This is a genomic window from Dysgonomonas sp. 37-18, assembly GCF_001899125.1.
Classification (GTDB): Bacteria; Bacteroidota; Bacteroidia; order Bacteroidales; family Dysgonomonadaceae; genus Dysgonomonas.
Window position 1 is genome coordinate 81,579 of the sequence record NZ_MKVC01000025.1, and the last position, 24,642, is coordinate 106,220.

The 24,642-nt window shown below is 37.7% G+C and carries 19 protein-coding genes; 12 read left to right on the forward strand and 7 right to left on the reverse strand.

Annotation, left to right across the window (positions count from 1 at the left end; all coding sequences use genetic code 11):
* Positions 1-7: 7 nt before the first annotated feature.
* The 3 genes from BGO84_RS10095 to BGO84_RS10105 form a co-directional block, all read right to left on the reverse strand.
* Positions 8-3,148: a TonB-dependent receptor gene (locus BGO84_RS10095; protein WP_006842123.1), complete on the reverse strand. Its 3,141-nt coding sequence runs from the start codon at positions 3,146-3,148 to the stop codon at positions 8-10.
* 93 nt (positions 3,149-3,241) lie between these two features.
* A complete protein-coding gene (locus tag BGO84_RS10100; protein ID WP_006842122.1) occupies positions 3,242-4,258 on the reverse strand; it encodes a glycosidase in 1,017 nt (338 codons plus the stop codon).
* Positions 4,259-4,296: 38 nt separating this feature from the next.
* A complete protein-coding gene (locus BGO84_RS10105; RefSeq protein WP_006842121.1) occupies positions 4,297-5,874 on the reverse strand; it encodes a sodium/solute symporter in 1,578 nt (525 codons plus the stop codon).
* Between the two features lie 156 nt (positions 5,875-6,030).
* Between BGO84_RS10105 and BGO84_RS10110 the strand changes: the two genes are divergently transcribed.
* The 6 genes from BGO84_RS10110 to BGO84_RS10135 all read left to right on the forward strand — a co-directional run bounded on the left by BGO84_RS10110 (position 6,031) and on the right by BGO84_RS10135 (position 14,890).
* Positions 6,031-6,897 (forward strand): AraC family transcriptional regulator, encoded by an 867-nt coding sequence (locus BGO84_RS10110; protein WP_006842120.1) that lies wholly within the window; start codon positions 6,031-6,033, stop codon positions 6,895-6,897.
* A gap of 99 nt (positions 6,898-6,996) precedes the next feature.
* Positions 6,997-8,475: a glycoside hydrolase family 30 beta sandwich domain-containing protein gene (locus tag BGO84_RS10115; RefSeq protein ID WP_006842119.1), complete on the forward strand. Its 1,479-nt coding sequence runs from the start codon at positions 6,997-6,999 to the stop codon at positions 8,473-8,475.
* Positions 8,476-8,491: 16 nt separating this feature from the next.
* A complete protein-coding gene (locus BGO84_RS10120; RefSeq protein WP_006842118.1) occupies positions 8,492-10,150 on the forward strand; it encodes a carboxylesterase family protein in 1,659 nt (552 codons plus the stop codon).
* Between the two features lie 3 nt (positions 10,151-10,153).
* Positions 10,154-13,000 carry a glycoside hydrolase family 2 TIM barrel-domain containing protein gene (locus BGO84_RS10125; RefSeq protein WP_291029004.1) on the forward strand — a complete coding sequence of 949 codons (2,847 nt, stop codon included), beginning with the start codon at positions 10,154-10,156 and terminating at the stop codon, positions 12,998-13,000.
* 12 nt (positions 13,001-13,012) lie between these two features.
* Positions 13,013-14,173: an esterase gene (locus BGO84_RS10130; RefSeq protein ID WP_006842116.1), complete on the forward strand. Its 1,161-nt coding sequence runs from the start codon at positions 13,013-13,015 to the stop codon at positions 14,171-14,173.
* A gap of 210 nt (positions 14,174-14,383) precedes the next feature.
* Complete coding sequence (locus BGO84_RS10135) at positions 14,384-14,890, forward strand: RteC domain-containing protein (protein ID WP_018074743.1); 507 nt, start codon at positions 14,384-14,386, stop codon at positions 14,888-14,890.
* Positions 14,891-15,056: 166 nt separating this feature from the next.
* Here the strand turns inward: BGO84_RS10135 and mobC are convergent, their stop codons facing one another.
* From mobC to mobA, 4 genes are all read right to left on the reverse strand, one after another.
* Positions 15,057-17,060 (reverse strand): conjugal transfer protein MobC, encoded by a 2,004-nt coding sequence (gene mobC / locus BGO84_RS10140; RefSeq protein WP_291029005.1) that lies wholly within the window; start codon positions 17,058-17,060, stop codon positions 15,057-15,059.
* Between the two features lie 157 nt (positions 17,061-17,217).
* The gene (locus BGO84_RS10145) at positions 17,218-17,535 is read right to left on the reverse strand and encodes a DUF493 domain-containing protein (protein WP_291029006.1); all 318 of its coding nucleotides are present in this window, start codon (positions 17,533-17,535) and stop codon (positions 17,218-17,220) included.
* A gap of 58 nt (positions 17,536-17,593) precedes the next feature.
* Positions 17,594-18,811 carry a conjugal transfer protein MobB gene (gene mobB, locus BGO84_RS10150; protein WP_006842112.1) on the reverse strand — a complete coding sequence of 406 codons (1,218 nt, stop codon included), beginning with the start codon at positions 18,809-18,811 and terminating at the stop codon, positions 17,594-17,596.
* Positions 18,795-19,229 carry a conjugal transfer protein MobA gene (gene mobA, locus BGO84_RS10155; protein ID WP_026177018.1) on the reverse strand — a complete coding sequence of 145 codons (435 nt, stop codon included), beginning with the start codon at positions 19,227-19,229 and terminating at the stop codon, positions 18,795-18,797. The genes mobB and mobA overlap by 17 nt, the downstream gene beginning before the upstream one ends.
* A gap of 857 nt (positions 19,230-20,086) precedes the next feature.
* On the opposite strand from mobA, the gene BGO84_RS10160 reads away from it, so the two are divergent.
* From BGO84_RS10160 to BGO84_RS10185, 6 genes are all read left to right on the forward strand, one after another.
* Complete coding sequence (locus BGO84_RS10160) at positions 20,087-20,848, forward strand: ParA family protein (protein ID WP_006842109.1); 762 nt, start codon at positions 20,087-20,089, stop codon at positions 20,846-20,848.
* 4 nt (positions 20,849-20,852) lie between these two features.
* On the forward strand, positions 20,853-21,260 hold the full coding sequence (locus BGO84_RS10165) for a DUF3408 domain-containing protein (protein WP_006842108.1): 408 nt from the start codon (positions 20,853-20,855) through the stop codon (positions 21,258-21,260).
* A gap of 10 nt (positions 21,261-21,270) precedes the next feature.
* Complete coding sequence (locus tag BGO84_RS10170) at positions 21,271-21,951, forward strand: hypothetical protein (RefSeq protein WP_291029007.1); 681 nt, start codon at positions 21,271-21,273, stop codon at positions 21,949-21,951.
* A 131-nt stretch (positions 21,952-22,082) separates the two neighbouring features.
* Positions 22,083-22,382: a DUF4134 domain-containing protein gene (locus BGO84_RS10175; protein WP_026177017.1), complete on the forward strand. Its 300-nt coding sequence runs from the start codon at positions 22,083-22,085 to the stop codon at positions 22,380-22,382.
* A complete protein-coding gene (locus tag BGO84_RS10180; protein WP_006842105.1) occupies positions 22,382-22,717 on the forward strand; it encodes a DUF4133 domain-containing protein in 336 nt (111 codons plus the stop codon). Before BGO84_RS10175 ends, BGO84_RS10180 begins: the two co-directional genes overlap by 1 nt.
* Positions 22,714-24,642: TraG family conjugative transposon ATPase (locus tag BGO84_RS10185; protein WP_291029008.1), on the forward strand; the 1,929-nt coding region annotated here is incomplete at its 3' end. The genes BGO84_RS10180 and BGO84_RS10185, both read left to right, overlap by 4 nt.

Here is a 24,642-nt window from a genome sequence, read left to right on the forward strand (position 1 = left end):
ATTAGTTTTAGAATGTTATATCAATACCAACAGTCCATTTTCTCAGACGAGGATAACCACCTGCGTATATACCGGTTTGATCTACTTCCGGATCATATCCGTCGAATTTGCTAAATGTATATAAATTGGAAGCATTCATATATAGACGAGCTCTTTCAGCAAAAACTTTTTGTTTTGGTAATTTAAATGTATACCCTACTGTGAGATTTTGTATTCTTACAAAAGAACCATCTTCTATCCAATAATCTGATAACATTGTTTGACGGTTACTTCTTAGTCTTGGGTATTTATTGGTCGGATTATCAAGTGTCCAACGGAAGGCTGCATTATGCGGATCTCCAAACATTTTTGTATTCAATACATCGTTGCCAAAAACACCATTCAGAAATATACTGGCATCAAAATTTTTCCAGCGGAAAGCAAGGTTTAGGCTGGCCGTAAAATCAGGATTAGGATCTCCAATAATACATTTATCATTCTCATTTATAACACCTTTTGTGCCATCCCCGTCATAGATGTTAAGATATTTGAATTCTCCAGGTTGTGCATAATCTCCTGTAAGTCCTGCATCAAGCCCTTCTTGTAAGGTTTGTATAATGCCATTTGTTTTGTATCCGTAGAAAACATTGATAGGTTGCCCGATAGCCAGGATATTGGTATACGCACGATATTGTTCACGGAGGTTTCCAATCACCTCATATTGCATTCCTGTACGAGGATCGGTTATCAATCCAGATTCGAGGCTACTACCCAAATCCAAAACTTTATTGCGATTCATTGAGAAGATAAATGTCGCATCGAATCCCCAATCCTTTGTATCCACTATGATACCATTGAATGTTGCTTCAAACCCACGGTTGCGTATTTTGCCATCATTTACCCACATACGGTCATATCCTGAAGATAATGCAAGGTTTCTTTCTCGTAGTAAGTCTGATGTTTCTTTATTATAAATATCAAAGGTAGCCGTTAATCTTCTATTGAAGAAAGCCATATCGATACCAAGATCCCACTGGGATGTTGTTTCCCATTTCAGATCAGGATTGGGAATACCGCTCCAGACTTTATAAATACCATCTTGTCCTGCACTTCCCGATACATAACCAGGACCGATAGCTGTCAGCCATTCTCCTTCATTGTAATATTTGGTTGTTCCATAACGGCTTAATGTTTGGTAAGGGCTGATACCCTGATTACCCGATATACCATAACTTAGACGGAATTTCAATTCATCGAATAGTTTCCAGTTCTTCACAAAATCTTCTTCGTGTGCTTTCCAGCTTAATGCTCCTGATGGGAAATAAGCCCATTTATTATTTTTACCGAATTTGGACGAGCCATCGGCACGGAAAGTTAGAGTGGCCAAGTATTTATTGTCAAGAGTATAGTTAAGGCGTCCCATATAAGAAAGGAGCTTACTCTTAGAATATCCATTTGATAATAAGTTTTTAGCTTGTTCACCTGCTCCCATGTTTTCATTTCCTAAAGACTCGTTGACAAAACCACTGGCTGTCAGATAGGAATCTCTATATTGATACCATTCGAAAGAATGACCTGCCATAACGTCAAATTCATGTTTATCATTGAATATTTTGGAATAGTTGGCAAATGTCTCAGAAACAAAATTCTGTCCTTCTGTATTCCCTATAATTCCTCTTCCTTTATTTTCATTTCCGGCCTGTGTGTATTTTTTTGGTAAATATTGGTCGTTAGTAGACTTTCCATATTTATAGTTTATCTGGCTGGTTAATTTAAGTTCGGGAAGAATCTGCCACTCTAATGCTGCCGATGAAATAACATCTAACATCTTTGTTTTATTTTTTCTAAGTTCACGCAGGGCAATAGGATGATCGTAGTCCGTAGCTGTAGTTTGGTAGTATGTTCCATCTTCGTTATAAACAGGATAGATCGGATTTCTCCAATAGGCAAGCCCACCATGATTGTCTCTATTTCCCGAGTATAGGATATTAGAAGCACGTATTTTAAAATTACTGTAAATATAATGTTCGACATTCAGATTATATCCGCCCTTCGAATAGTCATCTTTTTTATACATACCCTGATCAGTATAGTAATTAGCACTCAAGTTGAAACTTGTCTTTTCGTTCGAACTGGCTACAGAAATTGTAGTATTATTTGACACTGGATTTCTGAATACAAGATCATCCCAACGCGTATTGGTAGTCCATGTAGTTTGCAACTCTTCTATTGAAGGATAATAAACCCCGGCCGAATTCACTGCGCCGATATAAAGAGGTTGTTCACCGCCATTAATACGGCTCTCGTTATTCAACATCGCCATTAGTACGGGATCTCTCCATAAATCTAGTTTTGAAGAAAACTCAGAAAAAGTTAGCTGCTGTTTTACTGAAACCGCTGTGGTTCCTTTTTTTGCTCTTCTTGTAGTAACTATAATTACACCGTTTGCTCCTCGAGATCCATATATAGCTGATGCAGAAGCATCTTTTAATACTTCCATTGAAACGATATCATCTGTATTGATCTGTTTTAGGTCTCCGGCATCACCCAATGGGAAGCCGTCAACAACAATCAGAGGAGAATTAGATCCGCGTAATGAGCTATTTCCTCGGATGCGCACAGTCGATCCCGAACCCGGATCTTGAGAAGAGTTGATTACCTGTACACCGGCAGCACGCCCTTGTAAAAGACCCTCCACAGAATTAGCTGGAATATCACTTATAACATTGGTTTTAATACTAGCTACAGATCCGGTCAAATCGCTTTTCTTTACCGAACCATAACCGATTACCACTGTTTCTCCGAGCAAAATAGCATCATCTTGCATAGTTACATCAATCGTTGTTCGGTTATTAATAGCGATTTCCTGCTTCGTCATTCCAATACTGGAGAACTCCAATGTTCCATTTGACAGAATATTGGGTAAAGAATACTTACCATCTATATCTGTAATAGTCCCAGTATGTGCAGCAGCATTCTTCAGTACGACAGACACCCCGATAAGAGGCTCTCCTTTAGTATCTATAACAGTACCGGAGACTGTTATTTTTCCAGGATCTTGATTTACGGCACTCTGTACCGTACAAAAACTACCCAACAAAAAACATATAAAAAACATTTTAAGGGATAGAAGACCCATAGACATTTTTTGGGCTTTAGGTTTCTTCATGTGATTAGTTTTATTAAATATTATTTATAACTAGTTAACAAAACAAAAGTATAGGGAAACAATGAATAAAAATTTACCAATCCTGCTGATTTGTTATACTTTTTTGAATGTTTTGATAAAATCATGGATATTGCATGTTGCAACACCTACATATTTATCTGCACCTCCGTAATACACATATAATGTGTCATCTACAATTACATTTCCTGTCGGAAATACGCACCCTCTGTAATACCCTTCAATCTCGTAGTCGTATTCCGGCTCAAGGATGAAATCCGAAGCTTTTGAAATTATCTTCAATGGATTTTCTAAATCTAAAAGGATAGCACCCGCCCTATAGTAACCCAAACCTCCGTTTTCAACACCATGGTAAATAACCAACCAACCATATTCTGTTTTCAAAGGCGGGGTACTTCCTCCTATTTTTTCTTCCCATGAGCCTTCAATACCGGTTAAGAGCAAATGGCTTTCTTTGTCCTCCCAGTCTAATAAGTCATCAGAAAATTTGAGCCAGATAGAAGGGTATTTTACGCCATATTTTTCTCCTATATATTGCTTTGGCCGATGCATCAATACATATTGCCCATTTATCTTTTCAGGGAAGATTATTACATCCCTGTCATCCAAAACCGGGGAGGTCAAACGTCCTAAGCGACGAAAACTTTTAAAATCAGTAGTAACAGCAAGTCCCGTATTTCCCAAATTTTTAGCAATTGCTGCAGGTGCATTAGCACCCACTTTAGGCACTTTTACCACATCATGAGCAAATTTCCAATATTGCCCTGGAGGAAAGGGGCGGTATGCATATGTTACATAATATTCAGTATCGAGTTTAACTATACGCGGATCTTCCACACAACCTGAGTCGAAATTGTTTGCTCCAGGTCCGAAGACTGGTTCATCCGAAGCTCTTTCGAAATGAAAGCCATCTTTACTCGTCGCCAATCCTAATCGGATTACATGTTCTTCATCATTACCTGCAGCACGATAGAGCATGTAAAAAGTTCCGTTGTCATAGTATACTCCCGGATTGCATGTCACTAATGATTCCCAGTCATTTTTCTCGTTGGGAGACACAATAGGGTTTCCCTGAAATTTTTTCAATTTCATAAATTAAAGTTTTATTATATTGATTTTTAATTAATTGACTAACAAAATACGACCCAAAGAATAGCACTCAGCCCTAACAAAAGTATTGTCCATCCTAAATAACTTTTATACCACGCATTCCCTCTAAGATCTCTGAACTCCGCAACTAGATCATTTTTCCGAAAAGTAGTATCAACCAACTTTCCATAGGCAGGCGCCGGACTCATCAGGCTTGTAAAATACATAATTAACATACTCGCGCTGAGCAGAAACGGAACCACAAGCAAGAAGTGCATGTTACCGAAAATTTCCTGCCGGAAGAACAGCATCAGTACCGCTATCGCCAACCCGCTTATCAGCCCAATGAAAGTACCATTTCCGTTTACCCTTTTACTGAATATACCCAGAAGGAACGCTGCCACAATTGGAGGTGAAATGTATGATAGCATCTCCTGGTAGTATTTTAATAATGAGCCGAATTTACCGATCTGTGGAGCCCATATTGCAGCCAAGACAATGATAACTAATGAAGCTATTTTTCCCACTTTTACCAGTTTTTTGGAATCGGCATTCTTGTTGAAGTGAGAATAAAAGTCCATTGTAAATAAGGTAGATGTCGAATTTAAAATGGCGCTTAGAGCAGATGTCAATGCGGATAACAAAGCAGCTAAAATAATAGCCAACAAACCGATCGGCATTAAGTTAATTACCATGGTCGGATATACCATATCCGGACGGTCGAGTCCCGGGAACAATCCTCTGGCAATAAGTCCGGGTATAGCTATTATAAATAGAGTTGCCATCGTAAGAAATCCGTTCAGCATAACACCTTTACGACCTTCGTCAACCGTTTTGGCACTCAATACGCGTTGTACCATTGTCTGGTTGTTCGCCCAGAAATATATACCCAGGATAGGCATACCGACTATTAGTCCCAGCCATGGAGTGGCAGGATCATCCATCGGACGAATAAGTTTTGCCAGAATATCTCCATTCTTATACAGGTCGATAAAATAATCGCCTCCCTGTTGGAAACAGAAGAATGTTAGTATTATTGAACCTATAATCAATATAATCGCCTGTATTAGTTCCGTTTTTATTACCGAAGACAACCCTCCCGGAATAGTATAAGAGGCTGCTATGGCTGCAAAAATAATTATGATAAGCTGCAAATCAGCAGCTGGATATATTAATTTGATAATTAAGGCCGCAGCATATAGCGCGCCTGCTGCATCTAAAAAGATATTACCAATAATGCATATTGCTGAAAAATAGAATCGGGAACGTTTATCAAAGCGTTTTTCTAAAAACTCAGGAATTGTGAAAACTTTAGACCTTATATATAAAGGCAATAAAAATACTGCAAAGAATACCATTACGACTATCCCTGTCAGATTGTAATTGAAAACAGCAAGCCCTGTATCATAAGCATCCCCCGACTGACCAATTAATGTCGTACTGGATATACTTGCAGCGAATAATGACAAGCCAACAATCCACCAGGGCATCGACCGCCCGGCAAGAAAATAGGATTGGGAATCCGAACTTTTCCCATTTTTAAGCCCCCACCATATTATAAATATAATGTATAAGACTACTATAATTAAATCTACTGTACTGATTGAAAAATTTTCCATGGGTATTGATTTATATTCATGTTACAAAAGTATATGTTAAGTTGTATTAATGATTATACAATCTTATTGAAATGTTGTACTTTTTTGAATTAACTATTGCTTTTTTTATTTTATTTCTACATTTGTATATGATATCACATTATAATAACTTTCTTTATGCGAGAGATTCAAAAAGAGATTACACCATTGTCTGATAACGATTTGTTCATTGTTCTGAATCATCCGTCCGCCAAATTCGATTATCCGGTGCACCATCATTCCGATTATGAAATTAATTTGGTAATTGATACATATGGGAAGCGTATAGTTGGAGATTCCGAGGAAGAATTCTCTACTCTGGATTTGGTAATGATAGGACCGAATATCCCCCACGCATGGCAAGGGGAAATTGTAGAGGGCAATCATGTGGTGACTATCCAGTTTTCCGAAAAACTACTGAATTTTCCGATGCTAGAAAAAAGACTATTCTCGCAGATTAAAGCCTTACTTTATGAAGCTCAACGAGGTATCTGTTTTTCAGAAAAAACACAGTTGGAGATGAAAGACCGTATATTAAAATTAACCAAGATGCAGGGTTTCCAGACAGTATTGGAGTTCTTTTCTATTCTTCATGATCTCTCTATTTCCGACAGGAGTGTATTAATGGATAATATATATGACTCTCAATCCATCGTAAGAGTATCTAAAAGCCGTCGTATCGCTAAAGTATGTGATTATATTGAAAAGAATTATGAGAATCAGATTAAGTTAAGTGAGGTAGCTGAAATGGTAAATATGTCTGAATCTGCATTCAGCCATTTTTTCAAAAAGAAGACCCGTTGTACATTTATTGATTATGTTATCAATCTGAGAATAGCAAAAGCTTGCCAAATGCTATCGGAAACAACGCACTCCATAGCAGAAATATGTTTCCTTTGCGGTTTTAATAATTTATCCAATTTCATTCGTATTTTCAAAAAAAAGAAAGGATCTACTCCGAGCGAGTACCGTACATTAATTGAACAAATGCTCATTAAATATTAGCATATTCATAATAGTATAACAAATCAGCGACATTGTATAACCATAAGTTTGCCTACCAAAGTAAATTTGTTGTATGTAAACTTTTAATAAATAAATACAATGTTAAATCTAATATCGTTAAAAAAATTGTTTTTACTGGCATTAGCCCTACATGCAATTTACATACAAGCACAACAAATAGAATCGTGGATAACTACACCTGACCGGAATACTCTTTTTCAGCAGCAATCCGAAAAGATAACTTTCGGAGATGAGCAGGGAAAAGGCTTGCCTATCATAATTGATGACCGTCAGGAATATCAAATAATGGATGGCTTTGGTTTCGCTTTGACCGAAGGAAGTGCGTTTCATCTGAATCGCATGAGCGCAAATGCTCGTGAAAATATTCTCAAAGAAATGTTCAGGAATGATGTGAACAATGTCGGATTCAGTTATATCCGGTTAACCTTAGGAGCATCCGACCTGAATAATTTAGTCTATTCATACAACGACCTTCCCGATGGAGAAAAAGATACCAGATTAAAGAAATTCAATCTTGGACATGATTACGATGATGTAATTCCTGTAATGAAAGAAATATTGAAAATCGTACCTGATATAAAAATAATGGCATCACCCTGGTCTGCGCCTGTATGGATGAAGACGAATAATAATGTACAGGGAGGAGCTTTAAAGAAAGAATATTACAATGTATATGCACAATATTTTGTGAAATACATTCAACAAATGGCAAAAGAAGGAATAAATATTGATGCTGTTACTATACAAAATGAACCGTTAAACTCGCGTAATACTCCCAGTATGCCGTGGTATTGGCAGGAGCATAATGAATTTGTAAGGGACCATCTCGGACCTGCATTTAAAGAAGCAGGCATAGAGACCAAGATTGTTATTTTCGACCATAATTGCGACCGCCCCGATTATCCTTTAGCTATTTTAAGTGATGCAATCACAGCGCAATATGTCGATGGTTCTGCGTTTCATCATTATCGGGGATATCTCAGCGGTATGAGTATCGTACACTGGGCAAGACCAGATAAAAATATTTATTTTACAGAGCAGATGCTTACCGAAAGACCAGATAGCCGAACAATAAATATTGCATTATCGGTGAAAAGGCTTCTTATTGATGTGACTCGGAATTGGAGTAAGAATGTTGTTCTCTGGAATTATGGAGCCAACCCGCTAAACGACCCGCATACCGATAACGGAGGCTGTTCGATGTGTCAGGGTGCAATAACTATCGATGGAGACCATGTGACTCGAAATATAGCCTATTATACAATAGCGCATGCGTCCAAATTCGTTCGCCCGGGTTCTGTACGCATTTCATCAACTCATCCTTTCGACTCTGGTGTGGATATTACTGAGGATGAAGAACGGGCGGAAGTGCGTCGTACAACGGTTGTGGAGCATAGTGATGTATTACCGAATGTAGCTTTTAAAACTGCCGAAGGCAAGATTGTTTTGATTGTCGCTAATGACAGTTGGTCTCGTAACCAAGTTAAGGTACAATATAACGGACGTTTCGCTAATCTACCACTCGCTCCCGGTTCTGTGGGAACCTTCATCTGGTAAATAAACAAATAGAATTATGAATAAAACAAGTGAAGTATTTATTAAGGCTGTTACGATAGCATCAGCATTATTTATCACCGTTACGTCTCCATTACCGGCACAGAATCATACTAACATTCCCGAAGATGAACCGCAAATTCAAATCGGAGAAAATATCGCTATAGCCGATACAGAATACGGCAAAGTGAAAGGATATATTTCTCGCGGGGTATATACATTTCTGGGTATACCGTATGCTTCTGAAACATCTGGAAAGAACCGTTTTATGCCTCCGCAGAAACATGAAAAGTGGGATGGCATCCGCCCGGCTGTATTTTACGGCAACAGTGCACCGCAAGATGTGTACAGCCGTGCGTCTACTTCGTACGATATGTTTGTAGACCATTGGAATTACGATGAAATCAGCGAGAATTGCCTCGCTCTGAATATCTGGACAAATGCAATTGCCGACGGCAAAAAACGTCCGGTGATTGTCTGGTTGCACGGTGGCGGATATACAAGGGGTAACGGCTTCGAACAGGATGGTTACCATGGTGAAAATATCGTTCGCTATGGTAACATTGTTTTCTGCTCCATAAACCATCGGTTGGGTGTTTTTGGTTTTACCGACTTGTCTGCTTTCGGAGAAAAATATAAAAATTCGGGAAACGCCGGATTATTGGACATGGTTTTCGCTTTGCAATGGATACATGACAATATTGAAAATTTTGGAGGAGATCCCAACAATGTCACCATTATCGGTCAATCTGGTGGAGGAGCTAAGGTTTGCTTGCTGGCAACGATGCCCGAAACAAAAGGTCTTATCCATAAAGGTGTTTCGCTCAGTGGTTCGGCTATACGTGCTAATAATAAAGATTATTCGAAACGCTTAGGAGAATATATTGTAAAAGAAGCAGGACTATCTGAATCGGAAGTAGATAAATTACAGGATATGTCGTGGAAAGATTATATGGAGCTTGCTTACCAGGGAGCATCACGTATGGAAAAAGAGAGCGGAGGAGCGGGAATGGCAAGAGGAAGTTTCGGTCCCGTAGGAGATGGAATTCATTTGCCCGAAGATGAATTTTTCAGCAATCCGGACTCTCCCGATATACCCATGATTTTCTGTACTACTTTTCACGAGTGGGGAGTGGAGAGAAATAATCCTGCTCAGGAAAAAATAACCAGAACAGAAGCGATTCAAAAACTTTCGGAACGATATGGAGAGAATGCACAAGCTATATATGATGCATATTCACGTAATTTTCCTTCAGCAAAACCGTTTGACGTTCTTGTATTGATTTATTCGAATCGTATGTCGGTAGTGGAATCGGCAATTGCTAAGAAAAAGCAGGATTCACCTGTATATATGGCATGGTTTGGATTCGAACCCTTTTTATTTGACGGGCGTATACGCGCTTTTCATTGTCTTGATATTTCTTTCTGGTTTTTGAATACTGACCTGATGCTGACACATTCGGGAGGAGGGACCAGACCTCGGAAACTATCGTATAAAATGGCGGATTCACTCCTTAACTTTGCACGTACAGGTAATCCGAATTGTGCATCTTTACCTCACTGGCCGGAGTTTTCCTTGGAGAATGGAGAAACAATGATATTGAATGATAATTGTGAAGTAAAAAACGACCCGGATAAAGAGGGACGTGCAGTATTAACAGAGAGTCTAAAAAAATAAGTAATGAAATATTTCATACTCTTGTTCAGTATATTTATTCTAATTTCCCATACCGGATTGTCAGCACAAAATAATGTTGTAACCAATGATAATATAAAGAAAACAGATACATTTCCTATCGGGAAAAATTATGGACTATCTGTCCCTCAGGATTCTGCAACATTACCCTATTCCAGATTCGATTCTTTATATACTATAATTGATAATCAATCCTACCACAAACCAATAAGATTATCAGAAAAGGAATACTGCCTTAATCAAGGATGGGTATTAACAGCCGACGAAATATATGCAAAAAGATATAAAGCCACGGTTCCGGGTACAGTTTTAACAACATTGGTAAATCAAGGTGAATATGAAGATCCTTATTTTGGACTCAATATGATGAAAATCCCGGATGATCTATGCCGTAAAAACTGGATTTATACATTGAAATTCAAATCACCAGAAAAGAGCAGTAAAAATGTGTTCCTCAATTTTCAAGGTATTAATTACATGGCCGATGTGTTCCTAAATAATATTTCTATCGGTAGAATAGAAGGAGCATTTAAAAAAGGTATTTTTAATATTTCTTCTCACATCAGGGATGAAAATGAACTTAAGGTTATAATTTACCCTCCCAATAATCCGGGTATACCGCACGAACAATCTGCCCGCACCTCTTATGGACCAAATGGGGGTGTTCTGTGTCTTGACGGACCAACGTTTATATCCTCCGAAGGCTGGGATTGGATGCCTGGTATCCGAGACCGCAATATTGGAATCTGGCAGGATGTATCTTTATCTTACACGGACGATATTAGGTTATCAGACATGCAGATAATTACTGACCTGAATCTACCTGATACCACTCAAGCTTTGGTAACAGTAAACGTAGACGTCAGTAATTTATCGTCAAAAAGACAGAAAACAACCTTATTACTACATATAGCTGGAATGCAGATATCCAAACAAGTAGAAATGTCCCCACAATCTAAACAAACCATTTCATTCACCCCCTCCACTTATTCAGAATTATGTCTAAATAATCCGAAGCTATGGTGGCCTAATGGATATGGTGAACCTCATCTGTATGAGGCAACTGTGAGTGCCTCAGTTAATAAAGTACAGAGCGATAAGGTAAAAGAGCGTTTTGGAATACGTGAGGTTTCATTTGAAATGCTGATTGCAGAAACCCCTGATTCAGACAAACATGTAAGGGTAGATTATAATCCTTTGCAATGGCTGCAAAATAATCCTTATCCATGGAACAATGGCATTCGGGTTAATTTATCTGATGGCATAAGTATTCCGACATTTACAGATAAGTCTTTCTGTTCAAAAATGCCTGTTATAAAAGATAATACTAATCCTTATCTGGTTGTAAAAGTCAATGGTGTCCCTATCTTTTGCAGAGGTGGAAATTGGGGCATGGATGATGCTATGAAAAAGGTATCCCGTTTGAAAATGGAACCATATATTAAATTACACAAAGAAGCTGGATTCAATATGATTCGTAACTGGGCTGGAGAATCAACAGAGAAGGTATTTTTTGATTTGTGTGATGAATATGGAATTTTGGTATGGAATGACTTCTGGTATTCAACACTTGGATTTAATCTGGAACCCGAGGACAAAGATTTATTTATGGACAATGTAAAAGATGTGATTGTACGGTATCGCAATCATCCTTCTTTGATTATCTGGTGTCCTCGCAATGAAGGATATGCACGCCCTGAGCTAGAAACTGAATTGGTAGAAGCAACATCTAAAATAGATGGAACAAGATTATATATCGGAAGTTCCCGTTATTTAAATCTGCGTTCGAGTGGTCCGTGGGATTATAAACCAAATGAATCGGTATACTTTACTCAGATAGCGGAGGGATTCTCTACCGAATTGGGAACAATGGCTGTACCACTAGCTTCTTCTATGAAAAAGATGATGAGTGAAGCTGACCTATGGCCTATTGGTGATGTTTGGTATTACCACGACTTTTATTTTGGTAAATGGGGATATAGTGCTACAATAGATAGCCTTTATGGTGAAGCTGTTTCCATGCCGGATTTTTGTAAAAAAGCACAACTAATAAATTACAATAGCCACCGTGCCATGTTTGAAGCATGGAATAAGAAACTGTGGAAGAATACATCAGGACTACTGCTATGGATGTCGCATCCGGCCTGGCCAAGTACAGTTTGGCAAACTTATTCATGGGATTATGAAACTACAGGAGCATATTATGGTGCTAAGAAGGCTTGTGAGCCTTTTCATATTCAAATGAATGCACATGATTACACTATTGCTGTTGTAAATACGACAAATCATAACAGAAAAAATATTTTGATAGAAATGAAAGCATATTCATTATCCAATGAAGTGCTTTATTCGGAAAGAACAAATATTGATTTGAATGCAAATTCACGTGACAGTGTTCATTTATCGTTTATTGAAAAATTAAGGAATACAAATGTACCTTATCTTTTACGCCTTAAATTGATAGATGAGGAAGAAATACTTTCTTTGAATGAATACTGGCTTACAGGTAAAAGCGGAACTTACAGATCATTCAACGATTTGCCGTATACAGGATTGGAAGCAAAGATTATATATCAAAACGATAACCTAATTTATTTTAAACTTTATAATCCTACCTCGACTCCTGCCATAGGAATAAAAATTAAAGTTGTAGATATAGAAACAGAAAAAGAGATTCTCCCTGTTTCAGTTTCTGACGGTTATTTTACACTGATGCCACAGGAGGAGCGAATACTTATCATTGATCAAACACTTTCTCCGAAAGCAAATTTGTATGGTATATATACAGAAGGTTATAACATTCAAACAGGAATTATTCAAACATATAAATAAAAACATCATAAAATGAAAAAATATATATTATTAATATTAGCTTTTTTTATAATCGGGGCATTAATTACACCAACAAATGCACAAGAAAAGAAAAATAAGTTTAGTACAGATGGATGGTGGAAACCTGCCGAGCCTCCTTTTTCTCCTGTAGTAAACGAGGATAATAGTATCACATTCCGGATAAAGGCTCCCAGTGCAAAGAATGTCATTTTGCATTTTGATGAATGGGATGTCTTATCACAGCCGATGGTAAAAGATGAGCAGGATGTATGGTCTGTTACAATCCATCCTGTGAAGCCACGTTTGTACCAGTATGTATTCGAGATTGATGGTATCCTTACAATAGATTTTGCCAATCCGGTTGTAAAAGCCGGAACGTCAGTGTATGGAAGTGTCGTTGAAGTACATGGCGGTTCCATTCCACGTTATGATGAACTGCAGAATGTACCTCATGGGGAAATTCATATCTTGAAGTATATCTCTACTCAACTTCATAAACCGCGGGAAATGTATGTATACTTACCAACTGAATATCATAAAAATAATTTGGAAGAATTTCCTGTCTTATACTTGCGACATGGAGGCGGGGACAGCGAGAGCAGTTGGACAAAAGATGGCCGTTCTAGTATCATATTGGATAACCTGATTGCTTCGGGAAAAGCTAAACCGATGTTAATCGTTATGTCTAACGGATTGACGGACGGTTCATGGGCAGGAGGAAGTACTGTGGAAGGAATGGATATATTGGAAGAGGAACTCCTAAATGATATTATTCCGTATATCGAACAACGTTATCGTGTAAAAAGAGATAAAAGAAACAGGGCTATTGCCGGGCTTTCTATGGGAGGAGGTCAAGCTTATGTTATTGGATTAAGAAATTTGGATAAATTTTCATATATAGGTCAATTTAGTGCTGGGATTATAGGAGATGGCAATTTCAACCATGACAAATACATTCCGGGCGTTATATCTGATGTTGGAAGAGTCAATCGCGAACTAAAGCTGCTCTGGATTAGTTGCGGAACAAAAGATCCTCGCTATGACGGGCACGTCGAATTTGTGGAAAATCTTAAAGAGATGGGAGTTAAATACGAATTCTATGATAGTAATTATGGTCATGAATGGGAATTCTGGAGGCAACAATTACGGGATTTTGTACAGAGATTATTTTAAAGAATTAATTAAAAGATTAGAATAAAGTAGACTCTACGTATTGAGTCTTTGTATCACTAATTAATAATTATAATTTTTTTAAAATGAAAAATTTAATGAATTTGAAATTATTTTCTATCTTATCTAAACAAGATGAAAGTAACAATTTTCTAACAAAACTTGAAGAAGCCTATGACGAATTTGCACTAAAGTTATTAGACAGACTACAAATTGAATCAAACATCACAAAACTCTATTACCATCTTGGTTTTGTACGTTTGGAACTTGTCGGAATACGAGACGGCTTATCCGATAAGGAGGAAAAAAAATGCCTTAAAATATACAATCAAGGCAATCTCTCTTATTGATATAGAACTTAAAATCTTACAATGGCAATTACAGAATAATAGTAATAAAGGAAATCAAAAAGAAAAGAAATCAGAACAAGACCTTCATTGGACCGGAACAGCAGCCGATTTAGTAGAATTTGCATATGGAGCCTTGGAAACTAAGAAATTTGAGAATGGCGATATTGACATTAATTTATTGGTTGAAATCCTCTGTCAGCTATTCTCCTTTGAAGTAAAAGATTGTTATGATACATTCAGGGCCATCCGTCGACGTGTCGGAAGCCGCACCCTCTTTCTTGACGAAATGATTGAAAAGTTAAACGAACGAATGGATAATATGGATAATGGAATTTTTAAAAAGAAAAAAATAAGAAGGAAAGATAAATAATAGATCATTGTATTTCATTTTCTTTAGCGAATAGAAAACTGGTAATTTAAAATTCACGAACAAAAGAAAAGGAAATAATGTTCATGCACATAAAGCATGGAGCATTACTCCTGTTCGTAAGGTATACCAGTACCCCTATAGCTGGAGATAATGCATCCATGCTTTTTTATCCTTTAATCAGGTGCTTTAGATTCTCATCACTACTTATCCGTTCCAATTCCTCCTTTACAATCTGCCCGATATCCGCTTTAATCTGAGAGTAATTCTTTTGAATCTCTTCTTCCATTAAATCAACACCTTCCGTATTAATAAAGTTGGTCAAGATAGGAATTTTTCGATAGTTTTTCATCTCTGCTGAAACTTTAACATTATCCACCACAATTTCAGCATGAAATATCTTTTGCTCGATTCGTTCATCAAAGTTGTCCGATACAGCACCTACAAACATACCCTGAGTAAGATTCGATATTTTGCTGGCAGGAATAAGACTATCCATCTGTGTACTGATAGAAGTCGATTTATCCTGTCTGTTGATGGTCATTGATTGACGTTTTTGTAACACTTTACCAAAACGATCTGATAATGTCTTTGCCGATTCTCCCACGACCTGCCCCGAAAAGATATTACCAACTGTATTTTGCACCACTTTCGATTCCTTATCTCCATAATCACGATTTAACTGGCTATAATCCTGAAAACCAAGACAAACAGCTACTTTATTACTACGGGCAGTGGCTATCAGGTTGTCCAAACCTCGGAAATAAATAGTAGGCAACTCATCGATAATAACAGACGATTTAAGCTGTCCCTTTTTGTTTATTAATTTCACTATACGGCTATTATATAAACCAAGTGCTGCTGAATATATGTTTTGCCTGTCAGGATTATTCCCGACACAAAGGATTTTAGGTTCTTTCGGATTATTAATATCCAATGTAAAATCATTACCTGTCATTACCCAATACAGTTGAGGACTAATCATCCTGGACAAAGGTATTTTTGCTGAAGCTATCTGTCCCTGGAGCTGATCTTGCGCCCCACCTTCCCATGCATCCATAAAAGGAGAAAGATAGTTTTCCAATTGAGAGTACGATGTCAGTATTGGAAATATATCTGCATATTTCTTATTAAGGAATTCGATTGCATGGGGGAAAGTACAATATTTTCCATCCTTATATATTTTGAGATACCAAATTATAGCAGCTAACAGGATAATTGGCGATTCCACGAAAAAATCCCCTTGCTTCTGAATCCATGTTTTATTCAGATTTAGCATTATTGTATAAGCTGATTCGTATGCATCGCTGATATTCGTCATAAACTCGGGAGCAATCGGGTTGCATCGGTGGCTCTTTGCCGGATTATCGAAATTGATTACATAGAATTTCGGAGCAACATCATATTTGTCAAGATTTTTGAGCAATTCATTATAAGCAATAGTAGATAAATCATCAAACTTATAGTCGTATATATACATTGAAAAACCTTTTGCGATCTGCTGTTTAATGTAGTTGTTTACTATTGCATAAGATTTACCACTCCCCGGAGTACCTAACACAATAGATGCACGGAATGGATTGACAATGTTTATCCAACCTTTATTCCATTTTTTCTTATAATAGAAGCGGGTCGGCAGATTTATCGAATATTCGTTCTCAATGAGGCGAGTTTCCTGCATAAAGGATTCGTTCTCCAGATTGAATACATCCTCCATTAGGTTGTTCTTCAGTAACCGACTCATCCACAACCCTGCCATTAGTAATAGAATATAACCTATAGTCATTGTAAAAACATAAATTGTTGTATTGGCGACCAACGGTAGAGGTAAAGCCAGTATCCACCAATTGAGAAAAAAGAAGATAAAACCAAAGAAGAGGAATACACATATCTTGTTCCATGTGATTTTCTCTTCTTTTACCCCTTTTGTCCCTAAACAGGATAAGCCAAGAAACACAACGGCAAACAACTTAGTCCAAAGTATATTAGAAAACAATCCCGCTGTATTTTGAAAATTCAGCAGGATTTTATCTACAACTCCGATATTTATACCTGTTTCCCGTATAGATTGATAGCAGAACCAATAAATATGGATTACTACAAATAATATACTGATAGCCCTCATGAATTCCATCACTTTGGCTAACCCTCTTAAGTCGTCTTCTTGTTGCATAATACTATTAATTTTGAATTTGAGTCCAAAACTAATATCTATACAGTTCTAAAAATGAGACAATTTACCGCCAACATTCGGACATAAGATAATTCTATATAAATGAAAATCCCCAAACAACTATCTGTTTGAGGATTCTTATTTTAGGTAGTTCGAGTTAAAGCATCATCACACCATCAATGGCTGCTACCTGCCTGTAATAAATTACAACATCATCAGCATCACTGACAGGAGCTTTAACCGTAATACTTGAATATTTACCGTTTTTACTATCTCTCATAGAGAAGCTTGCATTTGCATTTTCAAAGATTGAATGCACTTTTGCTATATTACTCTGTTCAGAAGATACAATAAACTTAAAGACATAATCAGAAGGAAATGTGTGTATTTCCTCCAGTTTCTTTTTAAAAGTCAGATAAAAATCATCTATACGTTGATTCTTATCATTTTCCAAGATTTCTATTTTTCCATTCATGGTAAATCTATATCAAACATCGAACCAAGAATAACGTTAAGTCAATCTGTCATGGATTTTATAACTTGGGATTTCTGCGCTTCTTTTTCCGTTTCATCCGATTCGTAAAGGCAATTTCTTCATAGTTATCACCATGTTGTACCATATCCAGTAATCCACCCAAAGATTCCATCTCGCTGTTTTGTTCCTGGGCGTAATTATTATCATGCAATAGATAATTGGCTTCCGCTTTATGATTTTCATTAAACAAGCTATGAAACACATTCGCTGAAAACTCTTTACCTAAACGGGAACCATTAAAAACAGCCTTTTCTTGATGGTCGATAAACGTTGCTCCGTAGATACGACCTTCATCATTCTCGCGGAATATTACAGAGATACCATTCTTAGCCAGCTCTTTCTCAAAAGCCTTTCGGTTGGGCTTATTCGCTAGAAGTGGAGATATAATATCCCGACTCCTATTATATATAATCTTGTCCTTCATCGATTGTTTGGAAAAAGTAATCCGTTTTTGCAGGGCATCATAACCGACTGCTTTCCCAATCAATGATGCTTTAAACGGATTACCAACATTTTCTCCTTTCTTATTTAGTACAGAATACACTAATCCATTATAGGTTTTGCCTCTGACTTCGCCTTTGACTTCTTCTACTGTCACTCCATAGATTGAAAGTACAGCTTTATATTCATTGAAGCTTTGGAAACGATAATCTTTCATCACAGCTTTCGCCACATTTGAAAGCTGTTTTTTGACATCGCCTGCTTTATAATTTACTCGTTTGAGAGGTAGATTATCCGATTGCTTTTGCTTCTCGGCAGGGAATAGATTATACTCTTTTTCTAATGCTCTAGTAATCTTCTTCGACTTATAGAAATCATTGGAGTTACTGATTTTCTTACCTGTTTCATCCACATTAATGCTCACAATATGTAGGTGGTGCCTGTCCAGATCTTCATGCTTAAATATGAGGTAAGGCTGGTCGCCATACCCCATCTGATTCATATACTTTTGTCCGATTTCCAACAGTTGCGCATCTGTCAGTTTATCATCGGGATGAGGATTGATTGATATATGAAGTATAGGTTTTTCAGTTCTATTGTTAGCATCCAGATAAGGTTTGAAAGATTCTATCATATTTTGCATTGTATATCCGGAATCCATATTTTCAACAATACGGTTGCCGAAAAGGACCTTTGCTTCTCTCTGTTCAACCTTTTCCTGATTATAGGATAATGCCCCGAACAATGAACTTCCTGCGCTAATTTTGGCTACCATCGTTACTGATTTTTTGTTTTAAATCGTTGGTTAGAGTCACAATCTTTTTCTGTAAATCCACCAAATCAATGGTCGCTTTTTCCAGTTTATAGAGAAATGCGAGTGCCTTTTTCTCCGAAAAATTGGAATTAAGAGCTTTCACAACCTGATTATAATTGACTCCGATTGCCCGGAATTGTCCGAAAAAAGTAGTCAGGCGCATATAATAATCATGTAGTCCTTTGTCTATTTTGACCACCTTTACAGGATTATTGAAGATGCAGGATGTAATAAAATGAGCCTTGTTCTTTGCTCCCGACAGCTCAAACAATGACAAGAACTTAGCTTCTTTTTCATCATTCAGATAGAAAACATGGCGATTCTTCGCTGGATCTCTTTTGGGGATTCGCCCTCCTTTTCTTGATTCATTTCTTTTCATATTCATATGACATTTGGATAATTAGCCTTGTCGTTAAAAAACGACCATTCATTAATACTGTTTCTTCAAAATCTTACGACTTCGGAGTAAGATTACCCCCCTACTTTCAAAGGAGCGGGCAAGGTGTTTTAAGGCACTTAAAACGGTTTTGAGTGTACTCAAAACATACCTTGCTATTGTCTGACGACAATAAAAATCCACCTTGAAAGGGTGCATTAACGTTAGCTTCGAAAATGACTGATGCTATCAAATGGAAAATGAGAATAACTATCCCGAATATTACCATTGTTATGCACATCTATTATCCTTAAAAAGCCAGCTTCTTTTCAATAAGCAATTTCAAGATTAGAGCATCTTTATACTCCGACTGTGCAAAGTTAGAGTCTCCCGTTAGGTTGAAATAATACTTTACCTATGCCAACAACTGCCAACGGCTACCACCCCTTATGAAAATGAATGATTAAAGAAGGATGCTATTCTACTTTTGTTCTATCGAATGATAGATAGTAAAGAAAATGTATCTGTTTATCAATCGACAGATATAAAAACAGATGGATAGATTCGGGTATATATGATTCTTTCTTTTGATAGAATTTTCTAACAATCGAACTATAGATATATCGAAAAGTCGAACGAAGAATATATCTATCCATATAACTAAAGAATGATAGGACTATACATAGATATCCAGAAAGAAATATCTCTCTATAGATTCATACACCTATATATTTATCGACTGATATACAGATCAATAGATAGAATAAAAGATATAATGAGCTATAAATATTCAAGACGATAGAAGAATCCATAGCTCTATCGAAAGAAATATAGATTTATCAAACTAAAAGAAAAACGACATGAAAAAAGAACCCTTATTTATCAGTTTCAGCAACCAGAAAGGTGGTGTTGGCAAAAGTGCATTTACCGTATTAATGGCGAGTTATTTTAATTATGTATTGGGAAAGAATGTTGCGATTATTGATTGCGATAGCCCGCAGCACAGTATCAATGAAGAACGGGAGCGGGAAAGCAAACTTGTGATGAATGATTCTTATTACAAGAAATTAGCTCTTAACCAGTTTAAATCTGACAGCAGAGGAGTTTATCCAGTGATTCCCAGCAATACGATGGATGCCATAACTACAGCACGGCAATTAATCGATTCTTCCGACAGAGAATTTGATGTAATATTCTTCGATTTACCTGGGACACTCAACACAAAAGGAGTGTTGACCCTTATCGCCAATATGGATTATATTTTTCCTCCGATGATTGCGGACAGGCTGGCTGTTGAAAGTACCCTGCAATTTGCTGTCGCTATGAATGAAGGCTACCTATCAATCGGGAAAGGCAATATTAAAGGGATGCACCTCTTCTGGAATATGGTAGACGGACGGGAAAAGACAGATATCTACAATGTTTATGAAAAAGTAACTGGAGAACTGGGGCTTCAACTACTTAAAAGCTTTGTGCCAGATACCAAGAAATTCAGAAAGGATTTACTATCCTCCCAAAAGACCATATTCCGCTCTACCTTGTTTCCTGCCGATAAGATGATGATACGACAGGCGAGGCTGAACCAGCTCGCTGAAGAAATCCTACAAATTATAAATCAATAATCGTATGGGCAAAAAGATAATTACACAAGACGAGTCGGATGAAGATTTGATCCTAAGGTCCTTAATGAAAGGAAAGAAACCCGAAATAGAACAACCTGTTCCAAGTGAAAAAAAGCAATCCGAAGTACAAGAACAAACATTTGAGGAACCGGTACAGGCAAAAGAAGAATCAAAAAAGCGAAGAGCTAAAGCTCCTAACTTTGTTTCGACCTTTCTGAAGGAAAACAGGACATCTTCCCGAAATGGTAAGAATATAAATATACGTCAGGAATTTCATAATAAAATCAGGAAAATTATCAGCATAATCCCGGATAATGAGCTGTCCTACTTCGGCTATGTTGATAATATATTGGAAAATCACTTCAATATGTATGAAGATGAGATAAATGAACTTTTACGGAAGAATATATAAACCGGAGGATATGTTACCACTAATAATAACCATTTCAGCAACACTATTACTACTTTGGATTCTGCTGTATCCAACGATAATGCGGTTATATCACATTTTCCATTTAGGCAAAAAACAGATGGAGAAGGAGAAGACGAAGGCTTCAGATAAACCGATAACTTCAGAAAAAGAAGCCTCGATAGTCGGCAAAAGTACCTTTACCCTAAGCCAACCTGTGCCAACCACTACCACCCCTGTAGCAAAAGAGCCGGTAATAGAAAACGATGCGCATACCTTTGCAACGGAAAGCGATCCGGCTCCGATGGATATCGATTATTCTTTGGACAGTGAACCAGATGATGAGGACAATCTTAATGAAGATGAAGAAGCTATTGAGCTAAAGGAGATGTTCGGAAAAGATGTGTGTTATGCTTCGGGAGTGGAAATTGATGAGTTGCATAAGATAAAACACGTTATAGAATCTCCGGGAGTAACTCCAGACGAACGGCAGGAAGCAGGAAGGATATTGTATGAAAACAAAGAAACCGAGATAGTAGAACAACTTTCTTCAGGGAAAACAGCAAATATAATATCCGGACTAATTGACCTGCATATAACGCTTCATCAACAAGAACAAGGTAAGCCGAAAGAGATTAAAGAATCCGAGGAGCTGGAAAGCTTTGATGTAAATAAGTTTTTAAATCCTAAATGAATCAGCCTATGTAGAACAAACTAAAAACGGTCTCAGACCAAGCTAATTATCCAATTAAAATAAAATTATTCAAGTCTAACCCGCTGTGGGGACTATCCACCCTCACGGCAATTAAAACAAATCAAGATTTTATGAGAAAGAAAATCCTTCTTTCTATGGCTATGTTTTTAGCGATAGGTTCAACTCTTTTTGCTCAAGGAAATGGTTTGCAAGGTATCAACGATGCCACCAATATGGTGACCAGCTATTTCGATCCCGGCACAAAACTTATCTATGCTATCGGGGCTGTAGTCGGCCTTATCGGTGGTGTAAAAGTATATGGTAAGTTTTCGAGTGGTGACCCTGATACTTCTAAGACGGCTGCTTCGTGGTTCGGAGCCTGTATCTTCCTGATTGTAGCAGCAACTATACTTCGCTCATTTTTCCTCTAATGGCAGAGTTCTCAATCAACAAAGGGATAGGAAAGCCCGCCGAGTTTCGGGGACTCAAATCTCAGTACCTATTCATCTTCGCAGGTGGCTTGCTGTCAGTATTCATAGTTTTTGTGATTATGTACATGATAGGTATTGATCAGGTTATCTGCATTGGTTTTGGAGGAACTGCCGCCGGCATACTGGTCTGGGGAACTTTCCACCTGAATGATAAATACGGAGAATTCGGATTGATGAAAGTGCAAGCAATCGCTAACCTTCCCAAGTACATCATCAACCGGTTGCAGATACCTAGATTATTTATGCGGATAAAACAGAAAGGAGGAAACGAATGAGAAATATAATGAAAGCCGCTACATTGGAAAGCAAGTTCCCTTTACTGGCTGTAGAGCATGATTGTATCCTCAGTAAAGATGCGGATATAACAGTAGCTTATAAAGTAGAATTACCCGAACTCTTTACTGTTACTTCTTCCGAATATGAAGCAATACACGCTACATGGCTCAAAGCCATCAAAGTGTTGCCCAATTATTCGATTGTATGTAAACAGGATTGGTTCATCGAAGAAAACTACAAGCCCGAATTGAATAAAGAGGATATCAGTTTTCTGTCACGGAGTTTCGAGCGACATTTTAATGAACGGCCATATCTGAACCATACCAGTTATCTGTATTTGACAAAGACTACTAAAGAACGGTCACGACAACAAAGTAACTTCAATGCACTGACCAGAAGTTTCATTATTCCCAAAGAAATGCAGGATAAAGAAACGGCATTGAAATTTCTGGAATCGGTCGGACAGTTTGAGCGGATAGTCAATGACTCGGGATTTATCAAACTAACCCGATTGACAACCGATGAGATCGTAGGGACAGAAAATCAAGCGGGTCTGGTTGAAAAGTATTTTTCCTTATCGCAAGAGAATACAACTTGTTTACAGGATATTGCTCTTGCTTCAGGTGAAATGAAAATCGGAGACAAATATTTGTGTTTACATACGTTGTCCGATACTGAAGATTTGCCGAATCAAGTGCAAACCGATACTCGTTACGAACGTCTGTCAACAGATAGAAGTGATTGTCGCTTGTCCTTTGCTGCTCCGATAGGTGTATTGCTATCCTGTAACCATATCGTCAATCAGCTTATTTTTATTGATGACCATACGGAAAACCTCAAACACTTTGAGAAGCAGGCACGAAATATGCACTCTTTATCCAAGTATAGTCGTTCCAATCAAATTAACAAAGAGTGGATCGAAGATTACCTGAACGAAGCCCATAGCTATGGGCTGACATCAGTGCGTTGTCATGTCAATGTGATGGCTTGGAGCGATGATAAGGAAGAACTTAAACGGGTAAAGAACGATGTCGGTAGCCAGTTGGCATTGATGGAATGTAAACCCCGTCACAATACGGTAGATACCCCGACCTTGTTCTGGGCAGGTATTCCAGGTAATGCGGGGGATTTTCCTGCGGAGGAATCATTTTATACTTTCATAGAGCAGGCATTGTGCTTCTTTATCGAGGAAACGAATTATCAAAGCTCTCCATCTCCGTTCGGTATCAAAATGGTTGACAGGCTGACAGGTAAACCGCTGCATCTGGATATTTCCGATTTACCTATGAAGCGGGGAATTATTACCAATCGTAATAAGTTTATCCTCGGTCCATCAGGTAGTGGAAAATCTTTCTTTACCAATCACATGGTCAGGCAATACTTCGAGCAGGGCACGCATGTTTTGTTGGTAGATACGGGTAATTCTTATCAGGGACTATGTGAGATGATAAACCGCAAGACAAATGGTGAAGATGGTGTATATTTCACATATACCGAACAGAACCCGATAGCTTTCAACCCATTTTTCACCGAAGACAATGTATTTGATATAGAGAAGCGGGAATCTATCAAAACGCTTATCCTTACCCTATGGAAGCGGGATGATGAGCCACCCACTCGCTCAGAAGAGGTTGCCTTATCAAATGCTGTCAGCCAGTATATAGATCTTATCAAATCAAATGATACTATCAAACCGTCTTTTAATACGTTCTATGAATTTGTAAAAACAGATTACCGACAAATATTGGATGATAAGAAAGTCAGGGAAAAGGATTTTGACATTGATAATTTTCTGAATGTACTGGAGCCATATTATGCCGGAGGAGAATATGACTTCCTGCTGAACTCGGACAAGGAACTGGATTTATTGAACAAACGCTTTATCGTATTCGAAATAGATGCGATAAAGGGTGCGCCCGTCAAG

What these genes read in the sequence shown, in the direction of transcription:
- BGO84_RS10130 (WP_006842116.1), top strand. Translation starts at nt 13,013, where the DNA reads ATGAAAAAATATATATTATTAATATTAGCTTTTTTTATAATCGGGGCA.
- mobC (WP_291029005.1), bottom strand. Translation starts at nt 17,060, where the DNA reads ATGCAACAAGAAGACGACTTAAGAGGGTTAGCCAAAGTGATGGAATTC.
- BGO84_RS10170 (WP_291029007.1), top strand. Translation starts at nt 21,271, where the DNA reads ATGTTACCACTAATAATAACCATTTCAGCAACACTATTACTACTTTGG.
- BGO84_RS10145 (WP_291029006.1), bottom strand. Translation starts at nt 17,535, where the DNA reads ATGAATGGAAAAATAGAAATCTTGGAAAATGATAAGAATCAACGTATA.
- BGO84_RS10175 (WP_026177017.1), top strand. Translation starts at nt 22,083, where the DNA reads ATGAGAAAGAAAATCCTTCTTTCTATGGCTATGTTTTTAGCGATAGGT.
- BGO84_RS10120 (WP_006842118.1), top strand. Translation starts at nt 8,492, where the DNA reads ATGAATAAAACAAGTGAAGTATTTATTAAGGCTGTTACGATAGCATCA.
- BGO84_RS10105 (WP_006842121.1), bottom strand. Translation starts at nt 5,874, where the DNA reads ATGGAAAATTTTTCAATCAGTACAGTAGATTTAATTATAGTAGTCTTA.
- BGO84_RS10115 (WP_006842119.1), top strand. Translation starts at nt 6,997, where the DNA reads ATGTTAAATCTAATATCGTTAAAAAAATTGTTTTTACTGGCATTAGCC.
- BGO84_RS10110 (WP_006842120.1), top strand. Translation starts at nt 6,031, where the DNA reads ATGCGAGAGATTCAAAAAGAGATTACACCATTGTCTGATAACGATTTG.
- BGO84_RS10180 (WP_006842105.1), top strand. Translation starts at nt 22,382, where the DNA reads ATGGCAGAGTTCTCAATCAACAAAGGGATAGGAAAGCCCGCCGAGTTT.
- mobA (WP_026177018.1), bottom strand. Translation starts at nt 19,229, where the DNA reads ATGAAAAGAAATGAATCAAGAAAAGGAGGGCGAATCCCCAAAAGAGAT.
- BGO84_RS10100 (WP_006842122.1), bottom strand. Translation starts at nt 4,258, where the DNA reads ATGAAATTGAAAAAATTTCAGGGAAACCCTATTGTGTCTCCCAACGAG.
- BGO84_RS10165 (WP_006842108.1), top strand. Translation starts at nt 20,853, where the DNA reads ATGGGCAAAAAGATAATTACACAAGACGAGTCGGATGAAGATTTGATC.
- BGO84_RS10095 (WP_006842123.1), bottom strand. Translation starts at nt 3,148, where the DNA reads ATGAAGAAACCTAAAGCCCAAAAAATGTCTATGGGTCTTCTATCCCTT.
- BGO84_RS10160 (WP_006842109.1), top strand. Translation starts at nt 20,087, where the DNA reads ATGAAAAAAGAACCCTTATTTATCAGTTTCAGCAACCAGAAAGGTGGT.
- mobB (WP_006842112.1), bottom strand. Translation starts at nt 18,811, where the DNA reads ATGGTAGCCAAAATTAGCGCAGGAAGTTCATTGTTCGGGGCATTATCC.
- BGO84_RS10125 (WP_291029004.1), top strand. Translation starts at nt 10,154, where the DNA reads ATGAAATATTTCATACTCTTGTTCAGTATATTTATTCTAATTTCCCAT.